Origin of the sequence: Okeania sp. SIO1H4, assembly GCF_010672695.1 — a bacterium.
Classification (GTDB): domain Bacteria; phylum Cyanobacteriota; class Cyanobacteriia; order Cyanobacteriales; family Microcoleaceae; genus Okeania; species Okeania hirsuta.
Genome location: NZ_JAAHGB010000033.1, coordinates 1 through 21,791 on the forward strand (window position 1 = coordinate 1; position 21,791 = coordinate 21,791).

At 36.6% G+C, this 21,791-nt stretch carries 23 protein-coding genes and 1 pseudogene; 14 read left to right on the forward strand and 10 right to left on the reverse strand.

Going from position 1 to position 21,791, the window contains the following annotated elements:
- Positions 1-338 precede the first annotated feature (338 nt).
- On the reverse strand, positions 339-1,802 hold the full coding sequence (locus tag F6K06_RS19735; protein ID WP_287242907.1) for an IS66 family transposase: 1,464 nt from the start codon (positions 1,800-1,802) through the stop codon (positions 339-341).
- A gap of 103 nt (positions 1,803-1,905) precedes the next feature.
- Complete coding sequence (locus F6K06_RS19740; RefSeq protein ID WP_124143351.1) at positions 1,906-2,151, reverse strand: helix-turn-helix domain-containing protein; 246 nt, start codon at positions 2,149-2,151, stop codon at positions 1,906-1,908.
- A 211-nt stretch (positions 2,152-2,362) separates the two neighbouring features.
- On the opposite strand from F6K06_RS19740, the pseudogene F6K06_RS34085 reads away from it, so the two are divergent.
- Together F6K06_RS34085 and F6K06_RS19745 are read left to right on the forward strand one after the other, a co-directional pair.
- Positions 2,363-2,863, forward strand: a pseudogene (locus tag F6K06_RS34085) (S8 family serine peptidase).
- A gap of 24 nt (positions 2,864-2,887) precedes the next feature.
- Positions 2,888-4,117, forward strand: coding sequence for a PatA/PatG family cyanobactin maturation protease (locus F6K06_RS19745; protein WP_353734871.1), 1,230 nt, complete (start codon positions 2,888-2,890; stop codon positions 4,115-4,117).
- 523 nt (positions 4,118-4,640) lie between these two features.
- Here the strand turns inward: F6K06_RS19745 and F6K06_RS19750 are convergent.
- Both F6K06_RS19750 and F6K06_RS19755 read right to left on the reverse strand, forming a co-directional pair.
- The gene (locus F6K06_RS19750) at positions 4,641-5,015 is read right to left on the reverse strand and encodes a hypothetical protein (protein WP_124143352.1); all 375 of its coding nucleotides are present in this window, start codon (positions 5,013-5,015) and stop codon (positions 4,641-4,643) included.
- A 457-nt stretch (positions 5,016-5,472) separates the two neighbouring features.
- Positions 5,473-5,649, reverse strand: a complete 177-nt coding sequence (locus tag F6K06_RS19755; RefSeq protein ID WP_161564338.1) for a hypothetical protein — start codon at positions 5,647-5,649, stop codon at positions 5,473-5,475.
- Between the two features lie 317 nt (positions 5,650-5,966).
- On the opposite strand from F6K06_RS19755, the gene F6K06_RS19760 reads away from it, so the two are divergent.
- The 4 genes from F6K06_RS19760 to F6K06_RS19775 all read left to right on the forward strand — a co-directional run bounded on the left by F6K06_RS19760 (position 5,967) and on the right by F6K06_RS19775 (position 10,125).
- A complete protein-coding gene (locus F6K06_RS19760) occupies positions 5,967-6,155 on the forward strand; it encodes a cyanobactin biosynthesis PatC/TenC/TruC family protein (RefSeq protein WP_124143353.1) in 189 nt (62 codons plus the stop codon).
- A gap of 775 nt (positions 6,156-6,930) precedes the next feature.
- Entirely contained in the window at positions 6,931-7,698 is a 768-nt protein-coding gene (locus F6K06_RS19765; RefSeq protein WP_353734872.1) for a hypothetical protein, read from the forward strand.
- Between the two features lie 121 nt (positions 7,699-7,819).
- The gene (locus tag F6K06_RS19770; protein WP_287242905.1) at positions 7,820-8,428 is read left to right on the forward strand and encodes a ThiF family adenylyltransferase; all 609 of its coding nucleotides are present in this window, start codon (positions 7,820-7,822) and stop codon (positions 8,426-8,428) included.
- Between the two features lie 53 nt (positions 8,429-8,481).
- Positions 8,482-10,125: a DUF4435 domain-containing protein gene (locus tag F6K06_RS19775; RefSeq protein ID WP_287242903.1), complete on the forward strand. Its 1,644-nt coding sequence runs from the start codon at positions 8,482-8,484 to the stop codon at positions 10,123-10,125.
- Between the two features lie 284 nt (positions 10,126-10,409).
- On the opposite strand, the gene rd is transcribed toward F6K06_RS19775, so the two are convergent.
- Positions 10,410-11,123, reverse strand: coding sequence for a rubredoxin (gene rd / locus F6K06_RS34090; protein WP_353734873.1), 714 nt, complete (start codon positions 11,121-11,123; stop codon positions 10,410-10,412).
- Positions 11,124-11,282: 159 nt separating this feature from the next.
- Between rd and F6K06_RS19790 the strand changes: the two genes are divergently transcribed.
- The 3 genes from F6K06_RS19790 (at position 11,283) to F6K06_RS19800 (ending at position 12,474) form a co-directional block, all read left to right on the forward strand.
- Entirely contained in the window at positions 11,283-11,717 is a 435-nt protein-coding gene (locus tag F6K06_RS19790; RefSeq protein WP_192901041.1) for a Fur family transcriptional regulator, read from the forward strand.
- Positions 11,718-11,882: 165 nt separating this feature from the next.
- The gene (locus F6K06_RS19795; RefSeq protein ID WP_124143360.1) at positions 11,883-12,131 is read left to right on the forward strand and encodes a hypothetical protein; all 249 of its coding nucleotides are present in this window, start codon (positions 11,883-11,885) and stop codon (positions 12,129-12,131) included.
- Positions 12,088-12,474 carry a VOC family protein gene (locus F6K06_RS19800; RefSeq protein WP_124143361.1) on the forward strand — a complete coding sequence of 129 codons (387 nt, stop codon included), beginning with the start codon at positions 12,088-12,090 and terminating at the stop codon, positions 12,472-12,474. The genes F6K06_RS19795 and F6K06_RS19800 overlap by 44 nt, the downstream gene beginning before the upstream one ends.
- A 123-nt stretch (positions 12,475-12,597) precedes the next feature.
- Here F6K06_RS19800 and F6K06_RS19805 read toward each other — a convergent pair whose 3' ends face one another.
- Positions 12,598-12,762, reverse strand: a complete 165-nt coding sequence (locus tag F6K06_RS19805) for a hypothetical protein (protein WP_287242901.1) — start codon at positions 12,760-12,762, stop codon at positions 12,598-12,600.
- 22 nt (positions 12,763-12,784) lie between these two features.
- On the opposite strand from F6K06_RS19805, the gene F6K06_RS19810 reads away from it, so the two are divergent.
- Positions 12,785-14,050, forward strand: a complete 1,266-nt coding sequence (locus F6K06_RS19810; protein WP_124143362.1) for a tetratricopeptide repeat protein — start codon at positions 12,785-12,787, stop codon at positions 14,048-14,050.
- A gap of 73 nt (positions 14,051-14,123) precedes the next feature.
- On the opposite strand, the gene F6K06_RS19815 is transcribed toward F6K06_RS19810, so the two are convergent.
- Together F6K06_RS19815 and F6K06_RS19820 are read right to left on the reverse strand one after the other, a co-directional pair.
- Positions 14,124-14,684, reverse strand: a complete 561-nt coding sequence (locus tag F6K06_RS19815) for a Uma2 family endonuclease (protein WP_124143363.1) — start codon at positions 14,682-14,684, stop codon at positions 14,124-14,126.
- Positions 14,685-14,870: 186 nt separating this feature from the next.
- Positions 14,871-15,737: an aldose epimerase gene (locus tag F6K06_RS19820; protein WP_124143364.1), complete on the reverse strand. Its 867-nt coding sequence runs from the start codon at positions 15,735-15,737 to the stop codon at positions 14,871-14,873.
- An 80-nt stretch (positions 15,738-15,817) separates the two neighbouring features.
- Between F6K06_RS19820 and F6K06_RS19825 the strand changes: the two genes are divergently transcribed.
- Positions 15,818-16,000 (forward strand): hypothetical protein, encoded by a 183-nt coding sequence (locus F6K06_RS19825; protein WP_287288568.1) that lies wholly within the window; start codon positions 15,818-15,820, stop codon positions 15,998-16,000.
- 281 nt (positions 16,001-16,281) lie between these two features.
- On the opposite strand, the gene F6K06_RS19830 is transcribed toward F6K06_RS19825, so the two are convergent.
- Complete coding sequence (locus F6K06_RS19830) at positions 16,282-17,538, reverse strand: histidine kinase (protein WP_124155120.1); 1,257 nt, start codon at positions 17,536-17,538, stop codon at positions 16,282-16,284.
- Positions 17,539-17,983: 445 nt separating this feature from the next.
- Between F6K06_RS19830 and F6K06_RS19835 the strand changes: the two genes are divergently transcribed.
- The 3 genes from F6K06_RS19835 to F6K06_RS19845 all read left to right on the forward strand — a co-directional run bounded on the left by F6K06_RS19835 (position 17,984) and on the right by F6K06_RS19845 (position 20,341).
- Positions 17,984-19,636, forward strand: coding sequence for a DUF2079 domain-containing protein (locus F6K06_RS19835; protein ID WP_124155121.1), 1,653 nt, complete (start codon positions 17,984-17,986; stop codon positions 19,634-19,636).
- A 194-nt stretch (positions 19,637-19,830) separates the two neighbouring features.
- Complete coding sequence (locus F6K06_RS19840; protein ID WP_287242896.1) at positions 19,831-19,995, forward strand: hypothetical protein; 165 nt, start codon at positions 19,831-19,833, stop codon at positions 19,993-19,995.
- An 82-nt stretch (positions 19,996-20,077) separates the two neighbouring features.
- Positions 20,078-20,341: a hypothetical protein gene (locus F6K06_RS19845; RefSeq protein WP_124144407.1), complete on the forward strand. Its 264-nt coding sequence runs from the start codon at positions 20,078-20,080 to the stop codon at positions 20,339-20,341.
- Positions 20,342-20,774: 433 nt separating this feature from the next.
- Here F6K06_RS19845 and F6K06_RS19850 read toward each other — a convergent pair whose 3' ends face one another.
- Complete coding sequence (locus F6K06_RS19850; protein WP_124144408.1) at positions 20,775-21,539, reverse strand: alpha/beta fold hydrolase; 765 nt, start codon at positions 21,537-21,539, stop codon at positions 20,775-20,777.
- Positions 21,540-21,791: the final 252 nt, after the last annotated feature.

The window sequence follows — 21,791 nt, forward strand, 5'->3', positions numbered from 1 at the left end:
ATATTTGGCTCACGACAGAGGAACTGAGTTGCGATCGCATATCAAAAATATCGGTCATGTAGCAGAACTTAATACTACATGTTAAGACATTAGTAGTATGTAAAGCGTGCCAGCGCTCATTGCTATAACTTTTAAATCATAAAACACTTGCAGCCATTTTTGAACTTCACCATAGCTAAAGAAACCTTCCGCAGATGTGAGTTCTTTGGTCAGTTGATTGACGATCTCTGGTGGTACTGCTCTTGGCCTTCCGGGACTTTTTTTTCTGTTTAATATTCCTTCTATTCCCCGTTGACGATATGTAAGGATTCAGGTGAAAGCGATCGCTTCCTAATAATTCAGGTATCAGATGTAGGAATCAGAGAAAGAGTTGATAAGTTATCATTATCTAGAGCGATATGGCTTATGCCACGCTCCGCGTTTAATGTCGGCGACAGCCGAAACGCCTTTAAAGACTGCTCAAAGAAATCAATCACTGAACGTCCCTGGCGACGACAGGTTTGTACCACAGTCAGTAAATTTGCTGTGTGTTGAAATCTTTCCATGCTTCTGGAGCCACCACTTACCTTTCGTTTAGTGATAGCTAGCCTTAATGAGCGCTCTGCAAGATTATTATCAGGAGGAATTTCTGGGTGATGGAGAAAATACCACCATTGGTGAGCTTTGAGCTTGAGGCTGCGTAACAATTTTCCTGCCTCATAACCTGCTTTGTTGCTCCATTGTTTGAGTGTTGACTCTACCTTGTGTTTAAATCTAACAGCCCAGTGACGATAACCATCACGCTCTTGATTTTGTTGCCATTGGCTATAATGACGAAATCCCTCATCAATTAAGTCTTTAAAAGCTTTCCCAATGGCTTGATTATTTTCCCCTGGTAATTGAATCAATCGTTGAAAGTGACGACGTAGATGGGCTAGACATTTCTGTTGAGCTTTGACTGGATAGCCATTGTACACACTTAAATCATCACTACTTATGACACCACCGTATTCACTACCTAACTGGGATTCTAGTTCAGCACGACTCCTAGTATCGGCGGCTCGGAACAGACAGAAATCTTCATTTGTCAACACCCATAGCCATTCCTTGATTCCCTTTACAGGCCAAGGTGTTTCATCTACATGAATTGATGGTTGTTCTTTTTTTACCCAATTTGACAATTGCTCTACATGAGGTTTGATTGCTGATTCCAACCTTTGATTGGTATTAACTAAAGTCCCTAAGCCAATATCAATTTTCCCCAACTCCCATAACATCTCTTGTTGTTTTTCGTAGGGTAGATGTCCGATCTGGCCTAACCATCCCAGGAAGGCTTGTAGCTTCACTCCTAAATCTTGTCCCGGTATCATCTCAGAAGACCAAGAAGCAGATGTTACTTGACTACAGCCTCTACATTGACAACTGTGACGGTGGTACTCTACTATCTCTATGGGTTGAGCTACCAGTTGTGCTACTTGTTGGGTTTCTACTTCTATCGGCTCACTTAAAAATTCTGTTTGACCACAATTAATACATACAAAAGGTTTGAGGATTTCGATTCTGTCTATTCTAGAAAATCCTTGACGAGTCTTTCCCTGATGGCCTGGTTGACCTCCGGGGAGTCTCTTTTTTGGCTCGGACTTTGGATTATCTTCAGAGTGTTTTGCTGTTTCTGACTTTTTTAGTATATCTGTTGATGGTGGTTTGGAGGAACTTTTGCTGTCCAAATCTCGACTAATTTTTAGTTTCTCAATTTCTCGTTCTAGTTTTTCGATCACTTTTTGTTGAGCCAATAGCGTCCTTACCAGTTCCTTCTTTGACAACTGGTTGAGATTTTCCCGGAGTTAGGGATGCTTGTGACTCACTCATATCCTTACTTTACCGTAGTTTGATTTTTTGTCAAGCTCTCGCAGATTTCCTGAATCCTTACCACTCAAGACCTGTTAAGCGATCGCTCTCACCTGAATCCTTACGACGATATTCACCAAACCAACGTTGTACTGTCACTCGATGACAACCGAGCAACTCTGCTATTTCTCCGATAGTATATAGCTTTTTCGTTTTTAACCAGTAAAGTGCTTGTAATTTTTCTTTGATATGCCCATCTGTTTCCTGGGACAACAGTTTTTTTAATTCAGATTCTGTTTCTAATATTTGAGTTTTTGTTTTCATCTAATAACTGCAATCACTTAATAATTTTGTACCTATTTCATTGTAACAATATTTTTTGAAATTGGTATAAAAGTTTAGTAAAAAATTTTGTTTGCCCAGCATTCCGCAGGAAAACAACTCTTGCTCATGCTGCCACCAAAATTAATATTTGTTTTGTCAGGCTGATGTTGAAGAGATTAGTGGCGATCGCCTAATTTCTTCGAGAACCCAAATGGGTTCTATAAACTTAGCTCGTGGCATTAACCTGGCCGTAGATTTAGGGGCAAATATTATCCACTGTGCTGCCTGCCGCCCTAGCAAAACGGGCGTTGCTCACGAACTATTGGAAAAAGCAGTACGTCAAGCTCTAGAAAATAATATTTTAATTGTTGCTCCGACTGGAAACAATAAAGGCGAATGTTGGTGTCTTCCCGCTATATTGCCTGGAGTAATGTCAGTAGGGGCAATGAAAGATAATGGTCAAATATTCAAGTTTAGTAACTGGGGTGGGCAGTAGCAAAAACAAGGTATTATTGCTCCCGGAGAAAATATTCTTGGTGCTCAACCAGGAACAGAAGAAACTGTTCGTAATAAAGGTACCAGTTGTGCAGCACCAATGGTAACAGGTATTTCGGTACTTCTAATGAGTTTACAATTGCAGCAAGGAGCAGCTCCAGATGCAGAAGCAATACGGGCAGCATTAACAAATAGTGCCATTCCCTGTACTTTGTAAGATACCGAAGAAGTAGAACGCTGTATGTTAGGTAAGCTCAATGTTGCCGGAGCTTTTCAACTTTTGACAGGAAAGGAGTTAGCAGCAGTGGAAGTTTCTACGGCAGAGGTAACGCCAGAGGAAGATGTAATATTAGGAGATAGTGGGGTTGATAGAAAGGCAGAAGGCAGAGAGCAGGAGGCAGGAGAGATTTATCCCGATGCCGTTCGCGTAGTGTCTCCGCAGGAGATAGGCAGGAGCATTCTGGCAACCAAAGGGGGTTTCAAACCTCCGCTGAACTCCCGTTTAGTGACTCCCATTCATTCGGGGTCAGAATCCGCAACTGAACAGAACCTTCTGCCTTCTGCCTCTCTTGGTGCGCATTCCCTTGCGTCTAACGCCGACGCGGGGTCGCACCGCTCCTGCCTTCTGCCTTCTCAAGGTATTACGCCCAGTGCTACTTCCAACAAAATTTATGCTTTGGGAACAGTGGGTTATGATTTTGGCACAGAAGCACGGCGTGACTCATTTAAACAGTTGATGCCAGCAGCAGTTATTTTAGGAGTTCAAGTTCCTGCGAACCCTTATAATGCTAGCCAAATGGCAAATTATTTAGATGCTAATTTATATGAAGGCAAATCTTTAATCTGGACATTAAATATAGAATTAACTCCTATTTACGCCCTCCAACCTGTAGGCGCATTTGCCGAGGATATTTATAAAACTCTGCAAAATATGTTAGCAGGAGAGGTTGAGGAAGAAGACAATGAAGGTTACATCGAAAGAGTCAGCATCACTGGTAGGTTGAGCGACAAAACTGTGAAATTATTTTCTGGGCAAATTCTACCTGTGGTAAAAATATATAGTCCCAGAGGAATGTATGGTTGGACAGTGAATATGCTGATAGATAGTGCCCTCGCATCAGTAAGTGCAGAGCGAGAAGAAGCTGAAGAAGAAGCAATACGAAAATCTCTAAGAAGTTTTCTGCAACGGGTTTATTATGACCTCCGCAACTTGGGACAAGCAGACCGTGATCGGGCCATTAACTTTGCTGCGACAAACGCTTTTCAATCAACAGCTTCTATTTCTAAAGCAGTAGCAGTTGGTATGGAGTTGCACAGTATAGAAGTCGAAAAAAGTCCTTTCTGTCCTTACAATAGCAACTGTTGGGATGTAAAGCTCAAGTTTTTTAATCCAGATAACACTAGGAGGGCAAAAAAAGTATATCGTTTTACTATTGATGTATCTGACTTGATGCCTGTAACATTAAGGTAAAATGCGGTCTTGGTCTGTTCCGAAGTAATAGAGTATCCCCATAATTAGTTATTGCATAATTCAGGAATCAGGACTCAGGACTCAGGACTCAGGAGACATAATTCTAATAAGAAAATTCTGATAGCCGATCATAAATAAAGTTAACTTTGAAGAGGATAAGCTACACTAAATCCGGCTATCTATCTATGAGTATCTTTATTACGATGGTAAACCAGAGGGCAGAAAGGTTAGAGAGGATTGAAAAGTACCTTTGGCTCGGCGGATTTAGTATCATAAGTATGGTATGATAGATCTATTAGGAGAGCCGTAGAATTGGCTACATACAGAATTCCGCCCAGGTTTGGATAAATTTACAACATCCGTATATTAGACGTTTAATTTTGCTAACCTAATTACTGAGGGTTAAAAGCATTTATTTAAGTCTATTTAATATAAAACATCTCAATTTAGTTTAGGTTTTTAACTCATTTGTAGCCCTCTATTTTACCCTTTTTACCCTACATATCTAATTTACCCTATATACCTAAGTTTTAATTCTTCTTGAAAGTAATTGTTCTTCTAAAGCAGCAATTCTATTATAAGCCGCCGTCAATTGAGCTGTTAGCCGTTGAATTTGAATCTCTGATGTTAATTCTCCATCCATATTTTGACTACCTTGATTCATATAGTCATCATCTACTAGCACATCTTTGTGTTCTAATTCTAGATCAAAACCGTTATATTTTTGTTTTAGCTCATTGACATGTATCAGATTAGAAGTAGTTTCTGTAGATGGATGTTTATTTACCTTCTGTTTAATTATAAAGGTTGATACCTGATCGTTCAGTTTTTCAATAATGGTGTGTATTGCTTCAATTTTTTTACTCAAAGCAATAATTTGTTCTTGCAATAGTTCCATATATTTCTTCACTACCCGAAAATTAAGTTTACATTCTTCAATTTTAATAAACATTGAGTATAATTAGCTATTATTTCCAATTTCTTAACTTTATAATAAGAATTAATTCCTTAAAAAAAGATTAAATTTTGAGATGTTTAAAGAGATATTAAAATCAAAAATAACTCTCTACGTCTATTTGATAACTTTCGGGTTTACCATTCTGTATCATGTGGCCCTTGCATAGGGTATTGAATGAATAACTCCACTGCTTGGTTTTCAAACAATTGTCTTCGCAGTTTACCCCCAAATCAAACTTTGAGTCTAAACATAGTGGTTTGCGATCTTAGAGCTGATTTGTAAACTTAGCTAAAACCCTTATTTTATCTAACTCTCAGGGATTTAGGTTTTCTTGGACTATAACTCCCAAAACCCTTGTATTGCCATAAATTCAGCCTCTTAATATTTACTTTATAAATCAGCTCTTAGTGCGTTGATGATATCCACTTTCATGCTTCCATTGATTACGTCCTTTTTTACGAATTCGTCTGAGACTCTCGTCTCTGGGATGGAGAGCAGCTTTGCAGTTGCCACGCTTTCCAATCACAGCATTTTGGCGTGGTGGAATAGTTGATTTCGCTCCTCTTTTGCTCACTATGGCATAATACTTTATGTTTTTAAGAAACCTAGGAAAAATATGGGTTTCAGCGTTCTTAGTTTTAGACTAAGACAACGAAAAAATCAAGCTTTCAGTCAGTCGAGAGAAGTTGTTTTGGTTGCCAATATCAAAAACATACCCTTGTAAGATATCTCCATCTCTTGATTAAATAGATCTCAAATGGGTTCTATAATTATCCGACTTACAATCAGCTCAAGTTCTCTGGTTGGGGTTTCTGAGAGTCCTCTGCACCTGGATAGTCGGGTGATCGCTAATCTTGAAAAAATTTATAATGTTGTTAAATAAGGATAATTATGTCAGAGCAAACATCTCAAGCTTCTCAAAATTTGAGTAACAGCGAAAATCAACATCTATCTGAGCAAGAACAAGAATCTATGATGCTGGCAACTGGTCTGGAAGACTATGCACATTGGAAAATTATGTTCAAAGACCAGAAGAGGGAAGACGATAAACCTTTCTGTCGCGGACGCATTTGGGCTTAATATCGAATCCAGTAGCATTGGTATATAGTAGAAGAAAGAAAAGTCTTGCTTTGTTTGATTTTTAAGCTTTTGATCTGTCCGCGTCCTTTGCTTCGACTGCTATAATTCAGTATTGAAATTAAAAAATAACAGTCAACATTGTAGGGGTAAACGGCCGTTTGCCTCTAATGATGCTAGAAATGATATTACTCACAAAGCAAAGGAATTTAATATTAAGAAGTTAAAACTTAAAATTCTTGATACCAAACTATTTCTTTGTTGCTAAATAGACATCTCCAGAAAAGAGGGAAAAGGGAGTAGGGAGTAGGGGGAAATAATTGATAATTTCTGTGCGATAATTGATTTGATTTTTTATAATTGAAGATGTCTAATAGAAATCTCCAGAAATTAAATATTACTATCTTCCTTCCAGTTAATAAATTTTAACTTCCAAATTTACTCATTATTATATCATGTCCGGTAGCATCGGTATTGTATAGCAAAGGTAGGCAACAGGCAACAGGCAGGAAGGCTTAAGAGCAAGAAAAAAACTTAAATTTCCTGTAGATATCCACGCTAACTTTTACACAAACGATACCAACAGACATGATATTACTTATTCCTTCTTCTTTCTTCCTTTTTCCCTCTTCCTTCTTCCTTCTTCAATAAATCAAAAACTATGACAGATATTTGAAATTTATTAAACAAATTAGCTGCTCAAGAAGCACAATTAAATAATATTCAATTTCTAGCACCTTGTATAAGAAATGGGCGAGTCAAAACAAAAGTAGCAGGAATGGTTTATACCTTTCAAACTCAACCTAAAAAAATTGAAGGTTGGGGAATTTTTCAACCAATTAATGACAAAATAGCAAAATTTGTAGAAGAACCAAATTTGCCTCAATTAGAGGAATATTTCCAACTTTTAAAACCTCTTAGATTATTCCTTGCTTGTCAATTAAAAGGGCAAAAATGGCTAGCATATCCAACTAATGAATCTGATGCTAAACAACGTTTTGGTTTTGCTAAACCTATAGCAGTTCATCTAGTAACAGAAGGAGCTATGTTTGAGTCAATAATTGCTAGATTTGATGGTAGTTCCTGGTGGTATGAAGATATCGATCGCCGTGCTGACCCTTTTGTTGCGGAACAGTTACGGGAAGCGTTGAAAAATATTACGCCACCCAAAGAGGTTAAGTTTAAGGGGATAACTCCAGAAATGAAAACAGTTTATGACTTAGTAGCGCGACAAAAAGAAGAATTTTTGAAACAAATGCAACAACAAAGGGATGAAAAACAATTGCGTGAAGCGTTAGAAATGGGAGGAGGTGAATTGCAGAATTTTCGCGATCGCTCTACTTATTGGCAGGTAGAATGGGTGACAAGGGATGGAGAACGTCATACTTCTGCTATTGATAAAAATGATTTGACTGTAGTGAGTGCTGGTATTTGTCTGAGTGGGGGCGATCGACATTTTGACTTACAGTCTTTAGTGGGTGTTGTTAAAGAAGGAAGAAGGAAGAGGGAAGAAGGAAGAAGGAAGGAAGGAGGAAAGACGGAATAAGGAAGAAGGAAAGACTGAAGTTGCAAGAAAGTAGGAAGAAGGAAGTAAGAAGGAGGAAAATTATGCTTCTAATTTACGAATAGTGGCTATAATGAGACGTTGTAGTTCATCAACTTCTTGAATGATAGAATTAAATAATTCTGGTTTAGCTAAATTTACTGCAACTATTTGTGGTGCAGGTGCTTTAGGAGCAAATATTACTGAAAATTTAGCTCGTTCTGGGTTTAGTAAATTACGGGTTATAGATTGCGATCGCATTGAGGAGGGTAACTTATCTACTCAACCTTATTATCGTTCTGATATAGGAGCTTTTAAAGTTAAAATTTTGACCAATAGTCTCTATCGTGCTTTAGGAGTAAAAATTGATGGTCAATCTCAAAAATTAACTGAAGAAAATGCAGGTAAACTATTAGCAAAAAGTGAATTAGTGATTGATACTTTTGATAATAGTATTAGTCGGAGTGCTGTGAAAAATTATTGTGCTGATGCTAATATTTTTTGTGTTCATGTAGGGTTAGCTTCTGAATATTCAGAGATAATTTGGAATGAAAATTATCGAGTCCCTTCTCCAGTAAATGATGATATTTGTGATTATCCATTAGCGAGAAATTTAGTAATGTTAACTGTTGCTGTTGCTTGTGAAGTTGTAGTGAATTTTGCAGCGACAAAACAGCAGGATAATTTTACTGTGACTTTAGGAGATTTTGCTGTTAGGTCTATAGATTTTTAGAATTATAAAATTTGCTAACATTTTAATAATTAGGAATTTACCTAACTTTATATATGAATAAAATAGAAATGTTGAATAAAAAGTTAATATTCCCACCTAGAAAAGGAAAAAGTGAAAATGAGGCTTTAGAATGCTCTGAAGCAGTTGTAATTATAGGAGCTAATGGTTCTGGTAAGAGTAGACTTGGTCGTTGGATAGAAGAACACCAAGAAAGTTCTCAAGTGGTTCACAGAATTTCCGCCCAAAGAAATTTAGATTTTTCTGAGTATGTGTCTCTTACAAGTATAGAAAAAGCCAACAATGAGCTATTATTTGGTATAGGTACAATACCTCAAAGCTGGGGAGAATTACAGACAAAGAAAATACAAAGATGGAAAGCTAATCAGAGACCGGAGTTAAGTGTTACACCTATGCTTGATGATTATGATCAAGTGCTTTCTCTTCTTTTTGCAAAAGAAAATAATCGAAATAGTGAATATGTCCATCAAGTAAGAGAAATGCAGAGCGAAGGAAATGATAAATCTCCGAAAATTTATGACTCTCCTATTGATGTAATACAGCGTATTTGGAAAGATATTCTACCTCATAGAAAACTTGTGATTGAAAATGATAAGGTTACTGCTGCTATTTCAAATAGTGATACTTATCATGGTCGAGAAATGAGTGATGGAGAAAGAGTCGCTTTATATTTAATGGCTCAATGTTTATGCGTACCAAATGACTCTATTTTAATTATAGATGAACCAGAAATTCATCTTCATAAGTCATTAATGAATAAGCTTTGGTCAGAAATTGAAGCAGCAAAACCTACTTGTCTATTTATTTATATTACCCACGATCTTGACTTTGCGGCCTCTAGAATAGGAGCTAAAAAAATATTAGTTAAAAGCTATGACGGTCAACAATGGGATTGGGATGAAGTACCAGAAAGTGAAAATTTACCAGAACCAGTGCTTCTTGAAATTTTAGGAAGTAGAAAAAAAATTGTTTTTGTTGAGGGTGATAAAGGCAGCTTAGATTATAAGATTTATTCGGCAATATATCCAAATTATTTAATAGTGCCTCGTGGAGGTTGTGATAAGGTGATTGAGTCAACAAAAGCAATGCGAGATAATTCAGCATTTCATCACATTAAGGCTTTTGGTGTTATTGATATGGACTATAGAACTGAATATCAAATAAAAGCTCTCAAAGAATCTGGTATAAAACCTTTGAATGTTGCTGAAATTGAGAATATTTTATGTGTACCTGAACTACTAGAAATTGTTGCAAATAATCTAGGATTCAACTATGAGGAAATTTATCAGAAAGTTTTAGATTTTGTCATAGATATAATTTCAAAAAACTTAGAAGATCAATGTTCAAAGCGTTCATCTGCTGAGATAGAATTCAAATTAAAGATGTTTAATGCAAAGGCTAAGGGAAAAGACGAATTATCTGTAGCCTTAAAGGATCTTTGTGATTCCATTAATATCAGCGAAATTTATGATAAAAACTTGAAAATATATAATCAAATAATTCAAGAAAAAGATTATAAAAAAGCATTATTGTATTACAATAACAAAGGATTATCAAAACTAATTTCAAAGTTTTTTGATGTGCGTGATTATAGTAATCATATTATTAGGCTTTTATCTACTGAAAATAGGGAAAAAATTATCTCAGTTTTAAAAGAATATGCTCCAATACTAGATTAGACATCAAACAGAAGTAAATAATTAGATATCTCCAAAATAAACTCAAAAAAGATATCGTAGTAATTCAGTCCTGTCATCGTAAAATCTAATGTAGAAAAGCAATCCCAAAAACTATTGGAGATTACTTTCCTATGGCAGTGATTTTATACTAAGTTATCAGTCAAATTTGATATATAGCAGTCGAAGGAAAAGTTAGAACAGATAAAAAGCTTAAAACTCAAACAAAGCAATATTCTTCCTTCTTCCCTCTTCCTTCTTCCTTCTTGCTTCAACAAAAAAAACACTTAAGCAGCAACCGCTTCTTCATAAGGAACAAAAGATTTCTTCTGCGCTCCACAAATAGGGCAAGACCAATCTTCAGGAATATCTTCAAATGCTGTACCAGGAGCAATACCAGAGTCAGGGTCGCCAACAACTGGATCGTAAATCATCGAACATACCCGACAGATCCATTTACGGGTTGCAGTTTCCTTTCCAGCAGCTTTTTGTTTCGGTGCAACCCCATTCAAACCTTCGAGAGCTTCCGTATATTGATCCGCGTGGTGATGCTCAATGCTAGTCAATAAACCAAATTTATGAGTTGCTTGACGGAACATGGAAGCGTGTTCGCGAGACTCTTCCTCTTGCTCCTTAAATTCTGCTGCTGCGGCACTATCGCGGTCTACCCGTGCTTGCTCGGCAAATTCTGGGTACATAGTTGTATATTCGTAGGTCTCTCCTTCAATTGCTAACTCTAAACAACGAGAAGCGATCGCTTTTTTCTGCTCTTCAGTCAAAGTAGATGGGTCGTCTACTACTAACTCTGGGTGAAGTAGGCGAAAGTGAGAAAAGGCGTGTTGAGTTTCTTGGTTAGCTGTTTCCCGGAAAAGTTTGGCTAAATCTGCCATGCCCAATTTCTTGGTTACTTCGGCAAAGAAAAGGTATTTACGGTTAGCCATTGATTCTCCTCCAAAAGCATCAGACAAGTTTTTGGCGGTGTTAGAGTTGGACAAGTCCATGATGTTCTCCTGAATTCTTTCTTTTACTCTGTTATATCTAAGAATAATTCTTATTTAATAAAATGTCAAGGAAAAGATTAATTTTAAATTAACAACCAATATTTGTTGAGATGTGTTATAATCTGAAGTTGGTATAAAATCTATTAATAAGCCTAAATAATGAACAGTAACTATACTGCAACAAATATTAAGAAAGAAATGCAATCTAAAGGACTGAGAATCACTCCTCAGCGGTTTGCAGTTTACGCTAATCTTTTATCTCGTTCAGACCATCCGACAGTAGAGGAGATACTGAGTGAAGTCAACCGTGAGTTACCAATTTCTTCCAAGGCAACTATTTATAGCGCCTTAACAGTGTTACGAGAAGTAGGGTTAGTTAAGGAAGTATTGTTGGAAGAGGGAGTAACTCGTTATGACGCTAACGTTAAACCTCATCATCATTTTTGCTGTCAAAAGTGTGGCGCGATCATTGATATCGACTGGGAAACTTTTAGTAATTTGCAAATGGATCGTTTACCACCAGGAATTTATCCTGAAAGTTATGAGGTTATTCTTAGGGGTACGTGCAGTCGTGAAAGTTGTAATAAAGCATAGGCATTGAAGAAGGAAGAAGGAAGAAGAAAGAAGGAAGAAGGAAGAAAGAGGAGATACTAAAAAGTTGACAACCCTCGAATGATACCCAACCAATTCTAGATACCGTGGGTGAGGTTGGGGTATTAAACCCATCAGGGAAAAGATAAATTTGATAGTGCGAGCATCTTGCTCGCGAATATTTTAGTATCGCTAAAAAAGAAGGAAGAAGAAAGAAGGAAGAAGGAAGAAGGAAGAAAGAATAAGAGAAAAGTGGATGGGGATACTAAAAAGTTGCCACGACTCTCGATCACTCCCCAACCAATTGTTCCTTCTGCCTTCGTTTATGATATTCTTTTTGTTAATTACTATTGCCAATTATTAGAATTACCCTATGAAAATCAAAAGCTTCAATCACGTTGCAATTATTTGCTCTAATTATGAAAAATCAAAACATTTTTATGTGAATATTTTAGGATTTGAAATTATTCAAGAAACTTGGAGAAAAGCACGCAATTCTTATAAGTTAGATTTACTTGTAGGAAATGGCGATCGCATTGAATTATTTTCATTTCCCAACCCTCCAAAAAGATTAACTCGTCCAGAAGCTTGTGGTTTGAGACATTTAGCTTTAGAAGTAGATAATATTGATGAATCTGTCGATTATTTGAAATCTCACAATATAGAAGTAGAAAATATTAGAATTGATGAAATAACTAGCAAACGTTTTACTTTCTTTCCCGACCCAGATGGGTTGCCTCTGGAAATTTATGAAAGTTGAAAAAGGCGATTAATAATTAATAATTCATAATTAATAATTGCCTCTTATTTTCAAGTAGAAATAATTATTGATGGTTTACTTCCCCTCCTGGGAGTTGCTATGGGAACATTGCATGCAACGTCCCTACTGCCACTCAAGAAGGAGTTTGAGTACCCATCCATTTTTTCCTTGCTTCCTTCTTCCTTGCTTCCTTCTTCTTTGCTTCCTTCTTCCTTCTTCCTTCTTCCTTCTGACTTCTTCCTTCTGACTTCTTTCTTCTTCCTTCAAATAAATGCTAGGATTGTTCATAAAACAATTAATTTAGAGTGTAATGGAACAAGAAATCTATAAGCAAGCAGTAGCAAAATCTCGTGCTAAAGACTATGAGGCAGCAATTCAATATTTTAGTAGAGTTATAGAAATTAATCCTAATTTTGCTGAAGCTTATTATGGCCGAGGTTTAGCAAAGTTTGATTTAGGAAACAACAAAGAAGCCATTGTTGATTATACTCAAGCTTTAGCAATTAATCCTAATTATATAGATGCTTATTTAGCTCGTGGTATTGCTAAGTTGGCAGTAAAAGATATTTCGGAAACTATTGCAGATGCAAATCAAATAATTGCTATTAATAATAACTATGCTCCGGCATATAAATTGTTGGGTAATGCTTATCGTCAACAACATAATCAAGCAGATGCCATAGATAATTTTAAGCGAGGAGCAGAATTGTATTTAGAACAGAAAGATGTAGTTAATTGTCGGAAATGTTTGGATAATATTAAGCAAATACAATCTGTATCTACTACTGCTGTAAAAGTTGAAAATAATCTCCAAAAAGGTGATAGTAAAACATTTTTAAATAAGATTTTAAGAAAATTTGAAAAAGGCGATCGCCAGGGAGTAATAGCAGATTTAAACTGGGCTTTACAAGTAGACCCAGAAGATTCTCAAGCCTATTGTTGTCGGGGAATTATTCGTTATAAACAAGGGGAGAATTTAGGTGCAATATCAGATTTTAATCAAGCTTTGCAATTTAACGACCGAGATATTTTAGCTTATCAAAATCGAGGGATAATTCGCAGTAAAATGGGAGATTTTAAAGGAGCGATCGCTGACCTTGATGCAGCTTTAAAAATTGAACCGAATAATTCGCTTATTTATGTAAGTCGGGGAAATACTTATCGGGATATGGGAGCATATCAAGAGGCAATAAAAGATTATGAACAAGCATTAAAAATTAACCCTAATGAAGCCAAAGCTTTTTATCATCGAGGCATTGTTTATTTCCGTTTAGAAGAAATGAAAAAAGCCATAGATGATTATCAGAATGCTGCTAAATTATTCGGGGATGCTGAAGATTGGAATAACTATAAAAAAACCTTAGATGACTTGAAGAAAATTCACGGAACTGTTCCTAGTCAAAATCAGAACCTTAACGAAGATAATCAATATAAACAACTACAACAAAAACTTTTAAAAATGGTTGGTGGGCATTGGGAAATGGCAGAAAGATTAATCGCAAAAGTTCGAGAAAAATATCCTGGAAGGGATAAGATTTGGTATTTGGAAAAAGTTATATCTGATTATCAACAATAGTCATTTCAGTTATCAGTTATCAGTTATCAGTACCTCTAAAACTCAACTTCCCCCTTCTTCGCTCCTCCTTCTACTATAAATTCAACCTAAAACCAGGCAATAAATTTTCACCCGATAATTCAGTTGGAAGATTTCTTACTTCCACATCCTTTGCCAAACGATAAATTTCTACTTGTTGCTGCTGAGGATTAATTAACCATCCTAAATTTACTCCAGCATCCATATATTCTTGCATTTTGTCGCGCAACATTTCCAAATCATCTGTTCCTGACCTTAATTCAATTACAAAATCCGGTGCAATGGGAGGAAACTTGCGCCGTTGTTCAGGTGTTAATGCTTCCCAACGTTCCCGTTTTATCCAAGCAACATCTGGGGAACGGTTAGCACCATTTGGCAACTTAAAAACAGTAGATGAACTGAAAGTAAAACCAAGTTTTGTTTGCCGATTCCAGATGCCCAAATCAATAATTAATTCAGCTTCTCGATTACCACTATCCCCACCAACTGGTGGCATAATAATTAATACTCCTTTAGCCGTTATTTCAAAGTTAAAATCGCAGTTATTTTGACATAACTGATAGAATTGTTCGTCTGTGAGATTAACAGTATCTAAATTTAATGTCAAAGTACTCATAATTTTATACTTATTTAGAATTTTTATAAATATTATATGAGGAACTTTCCTACGGAATGCTACGCAAATGTTATCAGCTTGTAGGGGCGAATGGCATTCGCCCATACTTGAGTTTAAATCTCCTTCTAAAAGTTTACTGCTGAAAGCTGAAAGCTGAGTGCTGAAATGCTGACAGCTTTTTTAAAATTAGCCAATTTCCGCAGTCATACTAATAACTGTTTCCACAGTTTTACCAGGTTCAGCAATTAATAAACTTTCCCCAGTATTCATAGCATTACGAGGTGCAGTCCAAGGTTCTAAACAATAAAAATCTTTACCTTTGACAGTCCAAAAAACTAGAGTAGAGTAATTACTATCGTAGTTAATAGTTAACTTCAAATTACGACTTTTATCAGTAACTACTGCTGATTGTTTTGACAAATTAACAAACGCCCAATCAATTTCTTCGGCATTAAAATCAAACTCTCCAGAAAAAGTATTAACAGTTTGTTCGCCCTTAAGTTTATACTCATTTGAAGGTAAATCAAACTCTAATTGACTCTTATCAGTTACAGCAAAATAAGGATGAATTCCTGTAGCAAATGGCATAGGTTTCTGAGACAAATTCGTGTGAGAATATCGCATCTCTAGAGTATTACCCCGCAATATATATGTATAATTCAACTCAAAATTAAATGGATATACTGCCCGAGTTTCATCACTGCTGCGGAGAGTCACAGTAATACTTGCGCCATTCTCGGTAGACTGTTGTGTAACTTCCCAAGGGAGGGTACGAGCAAAACCATGTTGCTTGATTTTGTAGCTTTCTCCATCTAACGTATAGGTATCGTCAACCACGTTGCCACAAATAGGGAACAGTAAAGGAATACCACCGCGTACCGAAAGAGTGGGGTCAGCAAAACGTTCCTTATCAAGATAAAATATTTTTTGGTCTTGAGTACGCCAGTCAGTAATGATGCCACCTCGTTCGGGAACAACAACTACCATAGACTGAGTAGTTTCATCAGAAAGGATATAGGGTTGATTTTGATTTTGTCCAACATTAGCAGGCATAGATAATTTACCTAAAACAACTGCTATTAAATTCTCATAGAATAGTCTGAAAAACTATTCATTTTGGACATAATACGAATTTGATAAACGTTTGCTACAAATATCTAGGGGATTTTTTAGGAGTCAGGAGTCAGGAGGCACGGAAGGAAGAGAATTTAGAAAGATTTGGCAATGGCGCTGAGGATGGAACATTTTTTTATACCGAACCCGAGCGGATTTTATATAAAATATTGCTTAAACCTTTAACCATATCATTTAAGTGAACTGAAAACAAGTCTAAACTTAGTGCTACTAATATCAGTTACCAACATCAAAAAATTAGGTAGTGCATAAGTTCTGAACTTAAGGAAATATATCTAGCGATCGCAGGACTTATACAATAGACATCTGGTGATCATCAAAAATAAAATCAATTATTGCATATAAATTATCAATTATTTCCCCCTACTCCCTACTTCCTACTCCCTCTTTTCCGGAGATAACTAATATATGAGGTCTAAACACTAAATATATAAAACGTTATAGTTTTGATTGACTATATCAATCATCGATAAACTGGTAAAGTAAACTGAAAACAACTACCATTATTTGGACTAGACTCTACCCAAATTTTGCCGTAGTGGGATAAAATAATCCTTTGACATAAAGCTAGACCAATACCATAACCTTCTTGTGACTCATCACGCTTGAGTCTAAAACTATCTTCAAAAATACGACCGTGATTTTCTTTAGGAATACCAGGACCACTATCACAAATTGTCACTTGAATCTTTTGAGTAGTGCGATCGAGGATTAAAACCTGTATTTTTCCTTGTTTAGGAGTATACTTTATGGCATTATCCAGCAAATTAACTATTACCTGACGTATTCTTTCTCGGTCAGCATAAACTAACGGTAAATCATTAGGAATATCCGTTTTCAACTGCAAATCTTTTGACTTAAGTCGGTCTCGAAAACTAATTATCACCTCGCGACACAATGCCCCCAAATCTAATTTTTCAGGCTGAATTTGTAACTGCGTACTTTTGCCTCTTGGCCTCTCCAGAATATCTGTAATCATTCTGTCAATCACACGAACTTGGTAACGTGCCTGCTTAATTAGCCTTTCCATAAGAGTCGGAGAGCTTCTAGGAAACTCACTATTAACAGTTTTTTGAGTTGATTCTAAAGTCTCTAGAGCCAATGAAACTGCTGTCAGAGGGTTGCGTAAGTCATGAGCCAACATGGCCACAATACGGTCTTTAAATCTTAGTTGAGCTTGAAGTTGTTCCTTTTCCTGTTTGAGACGAAAAATTTCATCTGACATTTGCATTAATTCTGCAGCACAGTCGATGGAATTAACAGATAATTTTTGATTAACAACCTGTTTAGACTGAGGTTGAGAGTTATGAGTGTGCCAATATTCGGCGATGGAACGTTGCCAGCGTGGCCACCAATATTCCAATTTGGCAATTAAATCTGTACCAGTTAGGGTTTGTCTCGGTTCAGGATAAATTTTGAGTAGAGCAGGAGTAGCAATTAACTTGAAGTGCTCTGCCATATAGGGTTGCTCTTGTACGTCAATGACTTGAAATTCAAAGGGATAATCATAATCTTTTTCTAAATTGTTGAGGGACTTACGAATGGCTTGAATTTGCTCTTGAGAGCCAGGACGTTTGTTGATAAACAATAAAATCTGTAAAAATCCCTGCTCATTACTATTATTATTATTATTAGATTTTTCTGAAGACACCTGTAAAAAATTTCTAGGTAAGTGGGATAGGCTATTAGCATCTCTTTTGCAAATAGAATAATTTACCATTTAGTAGTAATCCATATTGAATATTCCCGCCTACCTAGATACTTGGCCCTATGCTGTAAGCGGGGCGGGGTTTACCACTTACGATTAAAAAACTAATTGGATGAATTTTATATTTTTCTATTAATGGCCTATAAAAGAAAATTAGTTTCTGAGATAATTTAATATCTATTTCATATTGTGACACTAATACTTTCAATTCGCGTTCTAGAGTATATTGAGATTATCTAATGCTGACTTGACATAATTGATATTTTATAGTAAGTGAATACAGATAAATCTTACCAGTGGTTATGATGACTCAAGTGAGGGAGAATTTTCTGGTAAGTGGTATACTGCAAGCTTAAATTTTATAGTAGTTGGAGGTTTGCTGAGGATACTCTCAGAACTTCATGTCTCAGTTGTCAAAAAAATGTAATTTTAAATTTTGAAATATTGCTAAAAATGGATGAAGTTGGTTAGCTGGCAAAAAAATCAGTCCCTCAGAGTGGTGCTTGTGGCGGCGATCGCCTTCTTTGTTCTCTGTCTATTATTTAATTTGCACCGCTATTATAGTTTTTACGCCTCTTACGACCAAGGTATATTTAACCAGGTCTTTTGGAATAGTATACACGGTCGTTTTTTTCAAAGTTCTCTCTCTTCTGCTCTTTCTACAAATGTAGTTCACCAAGGCCAAGTACCAGAAGTATACTATCACCGCTTAGGCCAACATTTTACTCCAGCTCTATTATTGTGGTTGCCAATATATGCTCTATTTCCATATCCTGTCACCCTAACAGTATTACAGGTCACATTAGTTACTGGTGCTGGTTTAGTTTTATACATTTTAGCTAGGCACTATCTCCAGCCACCCTTATCAGCCATAATTACCATTAGCTTCTATTGTGCTAATGCAGTAATTGGCCCTACTCTCGGAAATTTCCATGATATTTGTCAGATACCTATATTTGTATTTAGCTTACTACTGGCAATGGAAAAACGCTGGTGGCCTCTATTTTGGATTTTAGTAGTATTAATTTTAGCTGTTAGAGAAGATGCAGGAGTAGTTTTATTTGGAGTAGGATTCTATCTAATTTTGAGTAAACGCTACCCCAAAATAGGTTTAGCTATTTGTACTTTCAGTTTTGTTTATATGGTAGCTTTAACAAATCTGATTATGCCCCTATTTTCCGAAGACATTTCCCAGAGATTTATGATGGAAAGATTCGGTCAATATGCAGAAGGAGATGAAGCTTCGACTTTGGAAATTATTTGGGGTATGATTAGTAACCCTTGGCGGTTAATAGCAGAAATTTTCACTCCATTTTTTGGCACTATCAAGTATTTATTAGGTCAATGGTTACCTTTAGCATTTGTACCTGCTGTTGCTCCCGCTTCTTGGATGATAGCAGGGTTTCCTTTACTGAAATTATTTTCTGCTCAAGGTTTGTCTGTACTGTCAATTACAATTCGCTACGCTATGACAGTAGTACCTGGATTATTTTACGGTGCAATTCTATGGTGGGGAAAGAGAGAATCAGAAGTTGAAAACTCACCACTGCCATCAGGAAAGTTTCGCCGTTTTTGGGTAATTTGTATTTGCTTGTCGCTATTTTTTACATTTACATCTAATCCTAATCGCACTTTTTATTTTTTAGTACCAGATTCAGTTAAACCTTGGGTTTATGTTCCCGCACACCAACAATGGCAACACGTTGGTAAAATGCGACCATTGTTAGGAAAAATTCCTGATGATGCAAGTGTGGCAGCAACAACTTATATTATTCCTCACTTATCAAGTCGTCGAGCAATTTTGCGGTTTCCTAGAATGCAATTTAGAAATGATGCTAGAGAGGTGGAAAAGGTGCAATATATTATTGTTGATCTGTGGCGGTTGAATAGATATCGGGTCGCATTTAAGAGCGATCGCCAACGGTTAGAGAAAATTGTACCGCGAATTGAAGAACTTTATAATTCTGGTGAATATGGAATTACTGATTTTAGAGATGGTGTGGTTTTGATGGAAAAAGGAGTAGTTTCTGATTTGGATGCTCTGGATGGATGGGAAAATTTCCGCATGAAGAAGGAGTCAGGAGACAGGAGTCAGGAGTCAGTCAAGTAGGTTGTGTTAGCGTTTGCGCAGTATTCCGCACCGAAAGCGTAACGCACCGAGATCTTTGAGATAGCTACAAACTATTCAACGGTGCGTTACGGCGCAACGTAATATTTGACAGTTCAACAGTATTTTGTAGTAAGCGCCTAACTCACCCTACTGTACTACTACGGAGGCGATGGCACTGACTCCTTAAATTAACAATGAGTAATCTTCTTGAAGAAGGCAGAAGGCAGAAGGCAGAAGGCAGAAGGCAGAAGGCAGAAGGCAGAAGGCAGAAGGCAGAAGGCAGAAGGGAAAATTGTTTGGGGTTAGAATCCCAAACAATTTTAAGCACCCCCGTTGACGGTGGGGTATTAAACCCATAAGGGAAAAGATAAATTTCAAATCAGATGAGGAGAACTTTTATTAGAAAAATTTGCTGCTCCTCCGGAAGATGTCTTAGGAGAATTGTCTTATTTTGAAATGGGAATTAGGCGTTTTTGTTACTGGTGCGATCGCCCCATCTTGATCGAAATAGGCAAAGAACAAATCAAAGTATTTTTAGACCCCGATATCTCTATGCTCCTGGAAGAAGATTTACCTACAAAAATCCACCAGTTATCGCGAGGGGAAACAATACGGTTAGAATTTGTTGATAGTTTTTGCCTCACAATAGAATTAGTACCTCTTGGCAACAAGGTTAACTGCAACTTACGATATTTTGGCTATTGAGATAGCAATAAAAACTTTTCTCTAGATAGCAGTTACAAACAATATTTCCTTGAGAGTAGGGAGTAGGAAGTAGGGAGTAGGGTGAAAAGAGGTAAGATATCTTGGTTTAATGCCGATAATCGTTATAAACATTACTAAACGATTATTATTACTTAATAACTGAAGTTCATCGGAAGTATAGCATTAATGCATGGTAATTGATATGAGACCTATTAAAAGAACAAGGTAAAGGAGAAGATGTAGAAAAAATCGAGAAAGCAATACAAAGAACTCAAGCAGAATCTTAAGAGAAATATAGGTAAAAAAATATAGCGGTTTGTGATTAATTTATATGCAAACCACTATTTTTTTGTTAGTTTTTCAGGCAAAGCATTGCTAATGCTACAGTTGTTATTGCCTTGATTAGGAAAACAGTGTCACCTTATCCATTAGACTATACAGCGAAAGTATCTACAAATACTGAACCTGTCGTGTTACCATTAATAGTTGAGAGTGATAAAGTAGTGTCGTCACTTTGCGGGAATGTGAACCCATCTAATAGATCGTTATACAATGTGTGAGCGTAGCTGTGATTACCTACAAAACTAAAGGAACCTGGTTGGAATAGATCGTCCCAGTTAATATATACATCTAAGTCAGCTAATGGGTCATCGTATCCCAATGTACTGCTTGTATGGAAAGCAACAACTCTATCCGCATCACTTGGATCTAAGCGATCGTCTGTGGGGTTAGCACTAGAGAACCAACCTCCTTCAAACTCAGGACCTGCTGGATCGAGACCAATAAGTTGATCGACTTCGCCACTTCGTTCGCGAAATTCTTCTCCTGCTTCACCCATCACATGAGCACCTAAACTGTGACCGATAAGAGTAGTATCGGTAGGATTAACACCTTGACTCAACAAATAGTCTGCTACCTCAACTCCCACATCATCAACTCTATCAGCAGCAGCAAAATAATTGAGAGTATTAGCGCCTTCTTGCCAATCTACTAACAAAATGTTAGCATCATTGCCTTCCAAATCTCGTATATTTTGTGCCATTTCTGACATCCAACTTTGAGGGGTGAAATTATTACCTGGATTTCCACCCGTACTTTGGAAACCATGTACGATTACATAAGTAGGATCGCTTGTGTCTATAGAGCGTGAATTATTTAATCCCCCATTATCCCAAGTATTAAAGAAAACATCTACCATATTTTTAGTTTGTTCTCATGTATAAGTGTTTACTGAAAATATTATGCTTTGTGTTGAGTTCCATTTTGGAACTGCTACAATAGTCCTACAAACTTTTGCTGTGTAAGCACTAGCTATTGCTAGGCAAAAAAGCTAGGAATTATGGCTATGTCCAGTTTTGATGGATTTTTTCCATCTATATTATTTACAAGTTTTTTATAGCATTTTCAGGACGGGGGGCAAATATGCGTTGAAAAGGCTATATGTAGGGAT

Bases quoted from the DNA above. Each gene is read 5' to 3' on its own strand.
- F6K06_RS19745 (WP_353734871.1), top strand. From the start codon at position 2,888: ATGTTAGGTAAGCTCAATGTTGCCGGAGCTTTTCAACTTTTGACAGGA.
- F6K06_RS19760 (WP_124143353.1), top strand. From the start codon at position 5,967: ATGTCAGAGCAAACATCTCAAGCTTCTCAAAATTTGAGTAACAGCGAA.
- F6K06_RS19800 (WP_124143361.1), top strand. From the start codon at position 12,088: ATGAAAATCAAAAGCTTCAATCACGTTGCAATTATTTGCTCTAATTAT.
- F6K06_RS19790 (WP_192901041.1), top strand. From the start codon at position 11,283: ATGAACAGTAACTATACTGCAACAAATATTAAGAAAGAAATGCAATCT.
- F6K06_RS19815 (WP_124143363.1), bottom strand. From the start codon at position 14,684: ATGAGTACTTTGACATTAAATTTAGATACTGTTAATCTCACAGACGAA.
- F6K06_RS19805 (WP_287242901.1), bottom strand. From the start codon at position 12,762: ATGAACAATCCTAGCATTTATTTGAAGGAAGAAGAAAGAAGTCAGAAG.
- F6K06_RS19835 (WP_124155121.1), top strand. From the start codon at position 17,984: ATGAAGTTGGTTAGCTGGCAAAAAAATCAGTCCCTCAGAGTGGTGCTT.
- F6K06_RS19770 (WP_287242905.1), top strand. From the start codon at position 7,820: ATGATAGAATTAAATAATTCTGGTTTAGCTAAATTTACTGCAACTATT.
- F6K06_RS19820 (WP_124143364.1), bottom strand. From the start codon at position 15,737: ATGCCTGCTAATGTTGGACAAAATCAAAATCAACCCTATATCCTTTCT.
- F6K06_RS19765 (WP_353734872.1), top strand. From the start codon at position 6,931: ATGGTTTATACCTTTCAAACTCAACCTAAAAAAATTGAAGGTTGGGGA.
- F6K06_RS19750 (WP_124143352.1), bottom strand. From the start codon at position 5,015: ATGGAACTATTGCAAGAACAAATTATTGCTTTGAGTAAAAAAATTGAA.
- F6K06_RS19830 (WP_124155120.1), bottom strand. From the start codon at position 17,538: ATGGTAAATTATTCTATTTGCAAAAGAGATGCTAATAGCCTATCCCAC.
- F6K06_RS19740 (WP_124143351.1), bottom strand. From the start codon at position 2,151: ATGAAAACAAAAACTCAAATATTAGAAACAGAATCTGAATTAAAAAAA.
- F6K06_RS19840 (WP_287242896.1), top strand. From the start codon at position 19,831: ATGAGTAATCTTCTTGAAGAAGGCAGAAGGCAGAAGGCAGAAGGCAGA.
- F6K06_RS19775 (WP_287242903.1), top strand. From the start codon at position 8,482: ATGAATAAAATAGAAATGTTGAATAAAAAGTTAATATTCCCACCTAGA.
- F6K06_RS19850 (WP_124144408.1), bottom strand. From the start codon at position 21,539: ATGGTAGATGTTTTCTTTAATACTTGGGATAATGGGGGATTAAATAAT.
- rd (WP_353734873.1), bottom strand. From the start codon at position 11,123: ATGGACTTGTCCAACTCTAACACCGCCAAAAACTTGTCTGATGCTTTT.
- F6K06_RS19810 (WP_124143362.1), top strand. From the start codon at position 12,785: ATGGAACAAGAAATCTATAAGCAAGCAGTAGCAAAATCTCGTGCTAAA.